Raw genomic sequence first — 12225 nt, 5'->3', positions numbered from 1 at the left:
TTACAGCACCTCCGGGGCGAGCGAGATGATTTTCATGAAGTTCTTGGCGCGCAGTTCGCGAACAACCGGTCCGAAGATACGAGTACCAACGGGTTCGTTGTTGTTGTTCAGGATAACGGCTGCGTTGCGATCGAAACGGATCGCGGTGCCATCTTCACGACGGACTTCTTTTGCGGTGCGCACGACGACGGCCTTGCGGACGTCACCTTTTTTCACGCGACCACGCGGAATGGCTTCCTTCACCGAGACGACAATGATGTCGCCCACGGAGGCGTATTTACGCTTGGAACCACCCAGGACCTTGATGCACTGAACTCGGCGGGCGCCAGAGTTGTCAGCGACATCCAGATTGGTCTGCATCTGGATCATGTGGTTTCTCCCGACCTGTGGGGGCTGTTCTCGTTAGATCCCCCAGGGTTTCGACAATGTCGAAAGATGCCGAAGCTTACGCTTCCAGCACCTCCCAACGTTTCGTCTTCGATTTCGGCGCGCATTCGACGATGCGAACGGTGTCACCGACCTTGAAGGCGTTCTTTTCATCGTGAGCCCGGTATTTCTTGGACTTACGGATGGTTTTCTTCAGAACGGGGTGGGTGAAGCGGCGCTCGACCGAGACGGTGATGGTCTGGGCGTTTGCGTCCGAGGTCACGACACCTTGCAGGATACGCTTGGGCATTGGATTACTCCTCCGATGCCGCGGCAGCGGCCTTTTCGTTCAGGATGGTTTTCACACGCGCAGCGTCACGACGGACCGAGCGGATGCGAGCGGGGTTTTCAAGCTGGCCGGTGGCCGCCTGGAAACGCAGGTTGAAGCTTTCTTTCTTCAGGTTGGCCAGTTCCTCACGGAGCTGATCCGGCGTTTTATCACGCAGTTCGTTGGCGTTCATGCGCCTCTTCCTTTCTCATACATCAGAAGGCCCCCGCGGTTATGTCAGGGTCACCTTGTGCCTGATGGACAAAATAACAAACGCGCGAATCCCGTTGCCGGAATCCGCGAGATGGCGCTCTATAAGGGTGCCTTGGCGGGATGGCAAGTAAGTTTCGGTCCTTTTGCCAATCTTTGTGCCTCACTTCGTGAAACAAAAAACGCGGCCCCCGCAACGGGAACCGCGTCAATAGCTCATACTGTTGGTCAATCAGACCAGGGCGATGTTCACTGCCGACTCGCGACCATCGCGACCTGCTTCCAGAACAAAGGTCACTTTCTGGTTGTCGGCAAGCCCGGACAGACCCGAACGCTCGACGGACGAGATGTGGACGAACACATCCTTGCTGCCGCCCTCGGGTGCGATGAAGCCGAAGCCTTTTGTCGCGTTGAACCATTTTACGGTGCCAGTGGCCATATCCGTAATCTCCTGCTTATTGCCGCCCGCATGATGCAGCGGCCTGGCGCGGTCAGTCTGGATCGAAAGTCTGAACGCGATTAAACGAGAGACGATGGTCGAAATAGAAAAACTTTTGCCCGCTGCCTAAGACGGCAATTCAAGAGAAACACAAGCGGTTCGTTATCTGGGTCAACCGACATTTTTTTCAGGTCAATACCCGCCAAAGATCCGCGTACGAGGATTTCTCTTGGCCAAGCAAGTGCCACGGACGGGGGGCTCGCCTCACTCCCACTTGTAGTTGAAGCTAACCGAGATCCGTTCCTCCTCGGCCATGTTCATCGGGACCTCATGGCGCAACCAGCTTTCCCACAGAAGTACGTCGCCGACATCGGGCTTCATATAGATGAAGGGCTGCAATTCTCGCCGGGCGTCTTTTTTGCGGGTCGGCGCTGCCATCATCCGGGCGGAACGCGGATCTTCGAGTTTCAACGAAGACGCCCCATCGGGCATGGCGACATAGGTCGTGCCGGAAATCACCGAATGGGGGTGCAGGTGGCTGGAATGAGTGCCGCCTTCTGGCAGGATGTTGATCCACAGATCCTCAAGCACCAGCGCGCGATCATCCAGGTCGAACTCCAGGTCCTCGGCAAATGCCGCGACATGGGCATCCAGCGCGGTCACCAGGTCGGCAAAGATCGGGAAACGCCACGGCAGATCTGTCAGCGACGCGTAGGATGTATAACCGGGATAGCCGTTTTCCTCGCACCAGGCCTGCCCCGCCTCGTCATCCTCGGCAATCGAATAACAGGATCCCGCCAGTTCATTGGCATCAATCGGTGTGCCCTGTTCGGACAGGCGGGCACGGTACAGTCGGGTCACAAAGAGAGATTCTATCTGGGCCATAACGCGTCTTAACGCGGAATGTTCATCGGTGCGAGAGCCGTTCTGCGTATCCTGTCAGGCTCTACGGCGATCTGTGGATGAGTCGTCACGCTGGAACTGGGCCTGTCCGTCCTCGATCATGCGATCCAGCGCCTCAAGCCACGCGCGGCACTGGTCAACATGACCTCGTCTCAGCAGATTCAGCGCCATTTCGCGCTGAGGGCAGTCCGGGTAGTTTTCCCGGATCTGATGAACATCGATACTGGTATCAAGCTGGGACATGGATGTCTCCGGATTTACTATGGCGGAAGTATAACAGCGATTTCGATCGCCGTCGCCTGTTTCCCGGCAAAGATGTGCGGCAGAGTCGGATTTGCCACAGTTGAGGGCAATTACCCCATAGAATGCAAAAAGCCCCCACCAGAGACCGGCGGGGGCTTTTTTTTATCTTGTCAGGAAAACAGGGTTTACCAGTCTTCGCGAACCACGACGCGGGTTTTCACCGGAAGTTTCATCGCGGCCAGGCGCAGGGCCTCACGCGCGACTTCCTCGCTCACGCCGTCCAGTTCGAACATGACGCGACCCGGTTTGACCTTGGCGGCCCAATAATCGACGGACCCCTTACCTTTACCCATACGGACTTCGGTCGGCTTCGAGGTGACCGGAGTGTCGGGGAAGATGCGGATCCACACACGGCCCTGACGCTTCATGTGACGGGTCATGGCACGACGTGCGGCTTCGATCTGACGCGCGGTGACACGCTCGGGCGTGGTCGCCTTGAGGCCGAAGGAACCGAAGTTCAGGGTGCTGCCACCCTTCGCATCGCCCTTGATGCGGCCTTTGTGCATCTTGCGGAATTTTGTACGCTTTGGCTGAAGCATTTTTCAGACCTCCTTAGCGACGGCCACCGGCGCCGCGCGGTGCGGGGCCGTCCTGGATTTCCTGGGCGCGACGGTCACGTGCCGCCGGATCATGCTCCATGATCTCGCCTTTGAAAATCCAGACCTTGATACCGATGATCCCGTAAGGAGTCATGGCTTCGGAATGTGCATAATCGATGTCGGCACGCAGGGTGTGAAGCGGCACGCGGCCCTCACGATACCACTCGGTCCGTGCGATCTCGGCGCCACCCAGACGGCCGGCGACGTTCACGCGGATACCCAGGGCACCCATACGCATCGCGTTCTGCACCGCACGCTTCATGGCGCGGCGGAACGAAACACGGCGCTCAAGCTGCTGAGCGATCGACTCACCCACAAGCTGAGCGTCCAGCTCGGGCTTGCGGACTTCGACGATGTTCAGGTGCAGCTCGCTGTCGGTCATCGCGGCCAGCTTCTTGCGAAGGGTCTCGATGTCCGCGCCTTTCTTGCCGATGATCACGCCCGGACGTGCAGTGTGAACGGTCACACGGCATTTCTTGTGGGGGCGCTCGATGATCACGCGGGCAACGCCGGCCTGCTTGCACTCTTCCTTGATGAATTCACGGATTTTCAGGTCTTCCAGAAGAAGATCACCGTAGTCCTTGGTGTCGGCGTACCAGCGGCTGTCCCAGGTGCGGTTGACCTGAAGGCGCATGCCGATCGGATTTACTTTATGACCCATTAGGCTTGCTCCTCAACTTGACGCACCTTGATGGTGAGTTCCGAGAACGGCTTCATGATCTTGCCATAACGGCCACGTGCCCGCGGACGGCCACGTTTCATCACGAGGTTCTTGCCAACCCATGCTTCGGCAACGATCAGTTCGTCGACGTCCAGGTTGTGGTTGTTCTCGGCGTTGGCGATGGCGGACTGAAGGCATTTCTTCACGTCCTGCGCGATCCGCTTGTTCGAGAAAGTGAGATCGGTCAGCGCCTTCTCAACCTTCTTGCCACGGATCATCTGAGCCACCAGGTTCAGCTTTTGCGGGCTGGTGCGAAGCATGCGCAGTTTTGCCATTGCTTCGTTGTCGGCCACGCGGCGGGGGTTCTTTTCCTTGCCCATGACTTACTTCCGCTTCGCTTTCTTGTCGGCAGCATGCCCGTAATAGGTACGGGTCGGCGAGTATTCACCGAATTTCTGACCGATCATGTCCTCGGTGACCGAAACAGGGATGTGTTTCTGGCCGTTGTAAACGCCAAACGTCAGGCCCACGAACTGGGGCAGGATCGTCGAGCGGCGCGACCAGATCTTGATCACGTCGTTTTGGCGCCCGGATTCGCGTGCTGCTTCGGCTTTCTTAAGCACATAAGCATCAACGAAAGGGCCTTTCCATACAGAGCGAGACATATATTAGCGCCCCTTCTTCTTGGCGTGACGCGAGCGGATGATCAGCTTTTGCGACGCCTTGTTCTTGTTGCGGGTGCGTGCACCCTTGGTCGGCTTGCCCCACGGGGTCACCGGGTGACGACCACCCGAGGTCCGGCCTTCACCACCACCATGGGGGTGATCGATCGGGTTCATGACCACGCCGCGGACGCTCGGGCGTTTGCCCTTGTGACGCATGCGGCCGGCTTTACCGAAGTTCTGGTTGCTGTTGTCGGGGTTCGACACGGCACCGACGGTGGCCATGCATTCCTGACGGACCATGCGCAGTTCGCCCGACGACAGGCGGATCTGTGCGTACCCACCGTCACGGCCGACGAACTGGGCATAGGTGCCCGCGGCGCGTGCGATCTGACCACCCTTGCCGGGTTTCAGCTCAATGTTGTGGATGATGGTACCGATCGGCATCCCCGAGAACGGCATCGCGTTGCCCGGCTTGATGTCGGCTTTTTCCGACGCGATGACCTGGTCACCGACAGCCAGACGTTGCGGAGCAAGGATATAGGCCTGCTCGCCGTCTTCGTATTTGATCAGCGCGATGAACGCGGTCCGGTTCGGATCGTACTCGATCCGCTCGACGGTGGCCGCCACATCAAATTTGTTCCGTTTGAAGTCAACGATCCGGTAGAGGCGTTTGGCGCCACCCCCGCGACGACGCGAGGTAATCCGTCCGGTGTTGTTCCGGCCGCCCGACTTGGTCAAACCCTCGGTGAGGGCTTTGACAGGACGTCCTTTCCAAAGCTCCGAACGGTCGATCAGCACCAGCCCGCGCTGGCCCGGCGTCGTCGGCTTATACGACTTGAGTGCCATGCTTTCTGTCTTCCGTTTAGCAGTGCGAACCTTTTCGGCCCGCTATGTTTGAGGCCCCCGTAGGTGCCAGAAGTATAGGCCCCCGTAGGTGCCCGGTTAAAACAGCAACCGGCCCCAGAACGAATCTGAGGCCGAGAAGATGGGGGTCAATAGCAGGGAGGTGGGTGGGTGGCAAGTGGCGCGAACGCTATTTCTTGGGGTCCAACCCCCTCCCGACCTACCCGGCGCATCAAAGCCGCGCGCGGCGGCGATGCACGAGCGGCCTATGGGCCGCTGCTCCGTGCAATTAAGTAGGAAACAAATGACGCGCAGGCGCCCAACATGAACAATGCGTCGGCTTCATCAACTTTGGCCTCGTTATTGAAAACCAATGCGTGACGAACACCTTCTTCGTCGCTTGACCATCCATACAGAGCTTTGAACGCTGCCTTTAAGCCGCCATGTAAATGAGCTTGACCGCTTAGTGTGTCCAATGCGGCTCCTAGTGTTTTTCTTTCCGGTGCCAGCTTGACTGCCATGGCCTCGACAGCATGTATGCTTTCCCTAACGCTACCTGCCCAGTTTGCGGCAACCAACTCTTTCCCTGCGGCAACTAAATGTTGGCGCGACGCCGAAGCTCCTGTTTTCTCAGTTTGCTTAAGTGCGCCCATAAAGGCTTCAGCTTGTTGCTCGTTTCCAATTGCAACGATTTGTCTATCAACAACTCGGTAGGCTGCCAGAGATGTTTCAAACGCACTAGCTAGGTCACGTTTCAATTCGGCACTGCAGTTTTGGTGGCGAACGAAAAATTCAACCATGTCAAAAAGCCTCCCAACACCAAGTCGTGTGGTCCAATTTTCAATGAGCTTCCTGAATTCATATGGGCCGCCGCTGTAACTTGACGCCGGCAGTTTTAGAAATAGTACATGAAAGTCTTTTGCAACTCGCGCCCAATCTGGGTCGAAGTAAGTACTTTCGTAACCAGAATGACTTTCACGCTCTATTTCCAACCGGATGAAATAGTCGATTAGGCGTCTTAGTTCGCCTGAAACCTCTCCGATTTGCAACTGGGTTGGAATTGGCTCAAATCCCTCACGCTGTGAAAAGGGAACATACGTAGAATCGCGCGTCATGATTTTGATCCCAATCTTGCTATTGCCGCCACAATAGATGTCGTGACCAACAAATTGTATAGCGTCGAAAACCCGCATCCCGACTAGAGCGTTTCGAAGCCCCCACCCAACACGATCCAAATCAAATCCCCCGCCGCTCCCCTGTGCTAGAATACCCAAAGTGCCGCTCCCCTTCCGGCGCGGCATGGCAGAAGGAGGTGCAATCATGGCCACGAAAAAGAAGCCCGAGACGACGCCCAACCCGATGACGGTTTTCAACCCGGCCGCCGCTGCCGCCTGGCAGGAGGTCATGGCGGAAAGCGTCCGGTTCATGACGGATCGGCTGCAAAAGGACAGGGAAACCCAGAAGGCCTTGCTTGCCTGCAAGTCGCCCGCCGATCTGATGAAGGTGCAGACACAATTCTATCAGGACGCGCTGGCGGATTACTCGGCGCAAGCGACACGGGTTCTGTCGATGATGTCCGGGAAAAGTGCCACGAAACGCGGATATGATGACGTGCCGCTGTAACTCGGACCGGAAAAGAAAAAGCCCCGACTTGGGATCAAGCCGGGGCCTTTGATTTTCAGGAAGAGAGAACGATCAGAGACCGGTGGTCACGTCGATCGTGTTGCCTTCTTCCAGGGTGACGTAAGCCTTTTTGATGTCTTTCCGCTTGCCCAGCTGGCCGCGGAAACGCTTGACTTTACCCTTGGTGATGGTGGTGTTGACCGCTTTGACCTTCACACCAAACAGGGCCTCAACGGCCTCTTTGATCTGAGGTTTGTTTGAGTCGATCGCCACTTCGAAAACAACTGCGCCGTTTTCGGACGCCATCGTCGACTTCTCGGTGATGATCGGCTTGCGGATCACGTCGTAATGTTCTGCTTTCGCGCTCATTTCAGACGGGCCTCCAGTGCTTCGATCCCCGCTTTGGTGATCACCAGGGTGTCACGCTTGAGGATGTCATAGACGTTGGCACCGATGGTCGGCAGGATGTCCAGACCTTCGATGTTGCGGGCTGCCTTGGCGAAGGCTTCGTTGACCGAAGCTCCGTCGATGATCAGCGCGCGTTTCCAGCCGAGGTTTGCAACCTGTTTGGCCAGCGCTGCGGTCTTGCCTTCCGACTCGGCCGCTTCGATCACCACCAGTTCGCCGGCTTTCGCCTTGGCGGACAGCGCGTGCTTCAGGCCCAGCTTGCGGAATTTCTTCGGCAGGTCGTGGCCATGGCTGCGCGGGGTCGGACCCTTGTAGATACCACCCTTGCGGAAGATCGGCGCGTTGCGGTCACCGTGGCGTGCGCCGCCGGTGCCTTTTTGGCGATAGATCTTCTTGGTCGAGTAGCTCGTTTCCGAACGGGTCTTGACCTTGTGGGTACCGGCTTGCGCGTTGTTGCGCTGCCAACGGACCACACGGTGCAGGATGTCGGCGCGCGGCTCCAGACCGAACAGGTCTTCGGACAGCTCAACCGAACCGGCCTTGCCGCCGTCGAGTTTGATCACGTCAAGTTTCATGCTTCACCACCTTCCGCGGCAACTTCTTCCGCAGGTGCTTCCGCCGCCGGAGCAGCAGTCGATTTCACGGCAGCCGGGAAAGGCAGACCTTCCGGTGCTTTCTTCTTCACGGCGTCCTTGACGGTGACCCATCCACCCTTGGAGCCGGGAACGGCGCCCTTGATGAACACGAGGCCACGGTCGGCGTCGGTCTTGACGACTTCCAGGTTCTGGGTCGTGACACGCACGGCACCCATGTGGCCTGCCATCTTCTTGCCCTTGAACACCTTGCCGGGGTCCTGACACTGACCGGTCGAACCGTGCGAACGGTGCGAGATCGAGACACCGTGCGAGGCACGCAGACCACCGAAGTTGTGACGTTTCATGGCACCGGCGAAACCTTTACCGATCGAGGTACCTGCCACGTCGACCTTCTGGCCTTCGAGGAAGTGCTCGGCCGAGATTTCGGCGCCCACGTCGATCAGCCCGTCTTCCGACACGCGGAATTCAGCAATCTTGCGCTTGGGCGCAACATTGGCGGCGGCGAAATGGCCGCGCATGGCTTTCGAGGTGCGTTTTGCTTTCGCTTCACCTGCACCCAGTTGAACGGCGGTATAACCGTCCTTCTCGATGGTGCGCTGTGCAACGACCTGCAGGTTGTCCAGTTGAAGAACGGTGACCGGGATCTGGCGACCATCTTCCATGAAAAGCCGGGTCATGCCGACTTTCTTTGCGATAATACCAGAGCGCATATTCTATACCCTCCGACTTACTGCAGCTTGATTTCGACATCCACACCAGCGGCGAGGTCGAGCTTCATCAGCGCGTCCACGGTCTGGGGGGTCGGATCAACGATGTCGAGAAGACGCTTGTGCGTGCGGATCTCGAACTGATCGCGGGATTTCTTGTCGACGTGGGGACCACGCAGAACGGTGAACTTCTCAATCTTGTTGGGAAGCGGGATCGGGCCACGGACGGTTGCGCCGGTGCGCTTTGCCGTGTTGACGATTTCCTGGGTGCTTGCATCCAGCACGCGGTAATCGAATGCCTTCAGCCGAATGCGAATATTTTGGCTTTGCATTTCGTCAGCCTTTTGTCAGGCGTTGGAGTTGAGAGGAGGACCCGCGCTCATCGCAAACCCTCTTCGAACCCAAACGGCGGGAATCACCCCGCCGCCAAGTCTCTTACGAGAACTCGCGCGATATACAGGCGGTCGGGTTGGGTGGCAAGGAAAAAACCCCCGTGCCTCCGTCAATTCCCGATGCGCCCGGTTTATTCCGCCGTGGGTTTGCGCCGGCGCACCTCGATCGCCCACAGATCATCGACGACTTCGGCCAGCGGTTGCCAGTCATAGCGTGTGTCCTCGACCACCGGAGCCCAGAACAACGCCCCGCCATCGCGCCAGGCGTCCAGAACGATCCCTTCTTCCATCGGGGCGCCCTTGGCGGAAATGACCGGCGAGTGGTGAACGATCATGATCGGCGTCGGGGGGCGCGTCGCCCAATGCAATGTCAGTGTGCGAAACTTCTCGGCCTTGAGGCGCTTCAGCATATCCTCGGTGTATTCGTTACACAGCCCGCGGTCACGCTGGCCCGAGTGAACCTTGTTGTTGTGGATCAGCGCCGGGTCGGTGACATTGTAGCTTTCTGCAAGCTGCTTGCCATAGGCGTAGGAAATCGCCGCAGCCCGGGCAGCCTCGGATGGGCTGACCGATGGGCTTAGATCAGTGATCGCCGCTGCCAACCGGTCAACATCCGCCTGGGAATAATCACGAGACGGCAGCGAACAGGCAGTGGTCAACATCAGCAGGAAAAGCGGCGCTAGTACCTTGGCGCCGCTCAAAAGCTTCATTGCAAAAATGTCGGAAACGCGGATCGGAAAAGAAATCATGCGGCCTATCTGACAGACAACGATGCCCCGGTCCAGAGGCTGCAACAGCATCTTGGCGCCCGCCTGCCTTAACCCGTCCTCTTGGGGTTTCGAAAGCCCGCATTGACCCACGTCTCACCCGTGCGCCTGCGGGCAGGGAAAAGCCGCTCACCACAAGCGGCTTCCCTCAGTCACTTCGCACTCAAAGCTTGATGCGGAACCGTGCAAACCCGTCCGGCCCATCACCCGCAGGTTCGATGGACACCCCATTGACCTGATCGGCATAGGCGGCGGCTTTGGGGCCGGTGTCAAACAGCACAGACGCGCCATCCAGCGGCGCGAAGGTCCAGTTGGCGTCGGCAGAAGGGCTGATCGTACCCTGCTCCACGATGTACCTCACAATCACGTCGCGGTTGGTGTCAGGTGCCTCGAACACCACCGTGTCGCCCATAGCGCCGGGGAACTTTCCGCCCCCGCTGGCGCGATAGTTATTGGTGGCAATGATGAATTCCTGGTCATCCGCGATCGGCTGTCCCTGGAAAGTCAGGTTCACGATCCGCGAGGCCTCGGGGTTCACCAGATCCCCTTTCGGCGAGAACCGAGAAGGCTGACTCAGATCGATCTGGTACTCGACCCCGTCGATCACATCAAAATTGTAGCTTGGGAATTCCGGGTTCAGCAGTACCTGATCCGGTTTGCCTGGTTCGATCTGGTTGAAAATCCCGGCCGACCGCTCAAGCCAGCCCTTTACGTCGGCCCCGGTGACGCGGACAGCGCGCACGGTGTTGGGATAGAGATAAAGGTCCGAGACATTCTTGATCGCCACGTCACCCGCGGGGACATCGGTGTAATATTCCGGTCCACCGCGCCCGCCAGCCTTGAACGGCGCAGCCGCGGACAGGATCGGCAGGCCTTCTTGCTCGGTGCCCTTCAGCATCTGGGACACGTACCACAGCTGCGCAATTGACACGATCTGAACCGACGGATCGTCGGCCACAAGCGCGAAATAGCTGTGCAGAGGGGCATCCGTCTTGCCCACAGCGCGCCGGACATAGGCCAGCGTCTCGTCATGCTCTTTCTGCACCGATGCCAGCACCGCATTGTCACTCTCGACCAGCGCGGTGATCGAACGGTCCTCATTCCGCTTCGAAATCGGACGCGCCTCGGCGGTGTGCCCGACCACGCGCCATTCATTGCCGTCGCGCTCAAGCATCAGGTCGATCAACCCCAGGTGTGAACCCCAGAAACCGCCCATCGCGGCGGGCTTTCCGTGGATCGTGCCCTTGGCCGTGTCCACTCCGGCGACACCGTCATAGGCCTTGGACGGGAAGACTCGGTGATGGTGGCCCGTTAGGATGGCGTCGATGCCATCAATCGCCGCAAGTGGAACCGAGGCGTTTTCCATACCGTCAAAGGCTTCGGCCTCGCCGATACCAGAGTGACTGAGCGCGACAATGATGTCTGCACCCGCCTCTTTCATCTGCGGCACGAAGGCCTTGGCGGTTTCGATGATGTCGCGCGCCTGAACATTGCCCTCAAGATGGCGACGGTCCCAGTTCATGATTTGGGGTGGCACGAACCCGATCAGGCCGACCTTGATCGTGTGGGTTTCACCATTGCCCGTGGTGACTTCTTTCTCGACAATCACGTAGGGTGGCACCAGCGTCTTGTCCTTGGTCGGATCCGCTCCCTTTTCAAGCGCAACATTCGCCGAAACAACCGGGAATTCCGCCCCGGCAAGCGACTTCATCAGGAAGTCCAGCCCATAGTTGAACTCGTGATTTCCGAGGGTCGAGGCATCAAATCCAACCGCGTTCATCGCCTGGATGATCGGGTGCATGTCGCCTTCTTTCATCCCGCGTTCATAGGCGATGTAGTCGCCCATCGGATTGCCCTGCAGGAAATCGCCATTGTCGATCAATAGGCTGTTGGTGGCCTCCGCGCGGATCTCGTTCACGATTGAGGCCGTGCGCGCCAGTCCGACCGTGTCGTTTGGGCGGTCACCGTAATAATCATAGGGAAAGACATGCACATGCAGGTCCGTTGTTTCCATGATGCGCAGATGTGCCTGGCCAGCAGCGGCGCGTGCAGAAAAAGGATGGAGTGCAATGAAACCGGCGCTGGCAGAGGTTGCCAGGAAACCGCGGCGTGAAAACTTGGCAGTCATGTTGAATCCTCGTTGGTTGAAAGAAATCACTTCCACAGCAAGGTTACAGACATGTGTCGAATTGACGAAAGAGATTTGACGAGAACGGCAGCAATGCGCCGATACACGGTTCAGGCCAACCCGCCCCGCATTCGCTCCGGCAATGGCGTTACATCCGCACCCCGTTCGTCCAAGGAAAAAGGGCGCCCACTGGGCGCCCTTCCAATTGATCATCAGCGGAGCTGATTACTCGATGATCTTCGAGACGACGCCCGAACCGACGGTGCGGCCGCCTTCGCGGATGGCGA

The 12225-nt window shown here is 58.2% G+C and carries 19 protein-coding genes; 1 reads left to right on the top strand and 18 read right to left on the bottom strand.

The window, feature by feature from the left end; all coding sequences use genetic code 11:
* The 12 genes from rplN to JQ863_RS04980 all read right to left on the bottom strand — a co-directional run bounded on the left by rplN (position 1) and on the right by JQ863_RS04980 (position 6510).
* Positions 1-369 carry a 50S ribosomal protein L14 gene (gene rplN / locus JQ863_RS05035; RefSeq protein WP_005621870.1) on the bottom strand — a complete coding sequence of 123 codons (369 nt, stop codon included), beginning with the start codon at positions 367-369 and terminating at the stop codon, positions 1-3.
* Between the two features lie 76 nt (positions 370-445).
* Positions 446-676 (bottom strand): 30S ribosomal protein S17, encoded by a 231-nt coding sequence (gene rpsQ / locus JQ863_RS05030; protein WP_204113220.1) that lies wholly within the window; start codon positions 674-676, stop codon positions 446-448.
* Positions 677-680: 4 nt separating this feature from the next.
* Positions 681-887 (bottom strand): 50S ribosomal protein L29, encoded by a 207-nt coding sequence (gene rpmC / locus JQ863_RS05025; RefSeq protein ID WP_204113219.1) that lies wholly within the window; start codon positions 885-887, stop codon positions 681-683.
* Positions 888-1136: 249 nt separating this feature from the next.
* On the bottom strand, positions 1137-1343 hold the full coding sequence (locus tag JQ863_RS05020; RefSeq protein ID WP_204113218.1) for a cold-shock protein: 207 nt from the start codon (positions 1341-1343) through the stop codon (positions 1137-1139).
* Positions 1344-1607: 264 nt separating this feature from the next.
* Entirely contained in the window at positions 1608-2228 is a 621-nt protein-coding gene (locus JQ863_RS05015; RefSeq protein WP_204113217.1) for a 2OG-Fe(II) oxygenase family protein, read from the bottom strand.
* A gap of 54 nt (positions 2229-2282) precedes the next feature.
* Positions 2283-2489: a hypothetical protein gene (locus tag JQ863_RS05010; protein WP_204113216.1), complete on the bottom strand. Its 207-nt coding sequence runs from the start codon at positions 2487-2489 to the stop codon at positions 2283-2285.
* Between the two features lie 185 nt (positions 2490-2674).
* On the bottom strand, positions 2675-3088 hold the full coding sequence (rplP, locus tag JQ863_RS05005) for a 50S ribosomal protein L16 (protein WP_204113215.1): 414 nt from the start codon (positions 3086-3088) through the stop codon (positions 2675-2677).
* Between the two features lie 13 nt (positions 3089-3101).
* Positions 3102-3809: a 30S ribosomal protein S3 gene (rpsC, locus tag JQ863_RS05000; RefSeq protein ID WP_204113214.1), complete on the bottom strand. Its 708-nt coding sequence runs from the start codon at positions 3807-3809 to the stop codon at positions 3102-3104.
* Positions 3809-4189, bottom strand: coding sequence for a 50S ribosomal protein L22 (rplV, locus tag JQ863_RS04995; RefSeq protein ID WP_204113213.1), 381 nt, complete (start codon positions 4187-4189; stop codon positions 3809-3811). The genes rpsC and rplV overlap by 1 nt, the downstream gene beginning before the upstream one ends.
* Before the next feature lie 3 nt (positions 4190-4192).
* Positions 4193-4474, bottom strand: a complete 282-nt coding sequence (gene rpsS, locus JQ863_RS04990) for a 30S ribosomal protein S19 (protein ID WP_204113212.1) — start codon at positions 4472-4474, stop codon at positions 4193-4195.
* Between the two features lie 3 nt (positions 4475-4477).
* Entirely contained in the window at positions 4478-5320 is an 843-nt protein-coding gene (gene rplB / locus JQ863_RS04985; RefSeq protein WP_204113211.1) for a 50S ribosomal protein L2, read from the bottom strand.
* Between the two features lie 263 nt (positions 5321-5583).
* Positions 5584-6510, bottom strand: a complete 927-nt coding sequence (locus JQ863_RS04980; RefSeq protein ID WP_204113210.1) for an AbiJ-NTD4 domain-containing protein — start codon at positions 6508-6510, stop codon at positions 5584-5586.
* A 127-nt stretch (positions 6511-6637) separates the two neighbouring features.
* Between JQ863_RS04980 and JQ863_RS04975 the strand changes: the two genes are divergently transcribed.
* A complete protein-coding gene (locus JQ863_RS04975) occupies positions 6638-6940 on the top strand; it encodes a phasin family protein (RefSeq protein ID WP_204113209.1) in 303 nt (100 codons plus the stop codon).
* Positions 6941-7012: 72 nt separating this feature from the next.
* Here the strand turns inward: JQ863_RS04975 and JQ863_RS04970 are convergent, their stop codons facing one another.
* The 6 genes from JQ863_RS04970 to JQ863_RS04945 all read right to left on the bottom strand — a co-directional run bounded on the left by JQ863_RS04970 (position 7013) and on the right by JQ863_RS04945 (position 11938).
* Positions 7013-7309 (bottom strand): 50S ribosomal protein L23, encoded by a 297-nt coding sequence (locus tag JQ863_RS04970; protein ID WP_204113208.1) that lies wholly within the window; start codon positions 7307-7309, stop codon positions 7013-7015.
* The gene (gene rplD, locus JQ863_RS04965; RefSeq protein WP_204113207.1) at positions 7306-7923 is read right to left on the bottom strand and encodes a 50S ribosomal protein L4; all 618 of its coding nucleotides are present in this window, start codon (positions 7921-7923) and stop codon (positions 7306-7308) included. Before rplD ends, JQ863_RS04970 begins: the two co-directional genes overlap by 4 nt.
* The gene (gene rplC / locus JQ863_RS04960) at positions 7920-8654 is read right to left on the bottom strand and encodes a 50S ribosomal protein L3 (RefSeq protein ID WP_204113206.1); all 735 of its coding nucleotides are present in this window, start codon (positions 8652-8654) and stop codon (positions 7920-7922) included. Before rplC ends, rplD begins: the two co-directional genes overlap by 4 nt.
* A 17-nt stretch (positions 8655-8671) precedes the next feature.
* Positions 8672-8983 (bottom strand): 30S ribosomal protein S10, encoded by a 312-nt coding sequence (gene rpsJ / locus JQ863_RS04955; RefSeq protein WP_204113205.1) that lies wholly within the window; start codon positions 8981-8983, stop codon positions 8672-8674.
* Positions 8984-9174: 191 nt separating this feature from the next.
* On the bottom strand, positions 9175-9753 hold the full coding sequence (locus tag JQ863_RS04950) for a hypothetical protein (protein WP_204113204.1): 579 nt from the start codon (positions 9751-9753) through the stop codon (positions 9175-9177).
* Positions 9754-9973: 220 nt separating this feature from the next.
* The gene (locus JQ863_RS04945; protein WP_204113203.1) at positions 9974-11938 is read right to left on the bottom strand and encodes a bifunctional 2',3'-cyclic-nucleotide 2'-phosphodiesterase/3'-nucleotidase; all 1965 of its coding nucleotides are present in this window, start codon (positions 11936-11938) and stop codon (positions 9974-9976) included.
* Positions 11939-12225 lie beyond the last annotated feature (287 nt).

This window comes from Shimia biformata (assembly GCF_016888515.1).
Classification (GTDB): domain Bacteria; phylum Pseudomonadota; class Alphaproteobacteria; order Rhodobacterales; family Rhodobacteraceae; genus Shimia_A; species Shimia_A biformata.
The sequence above is the reverse complement of the archived record's forward strand: the minus strand, read 5'-3'. Positions and strand labels throughout refer to the sequence as shown.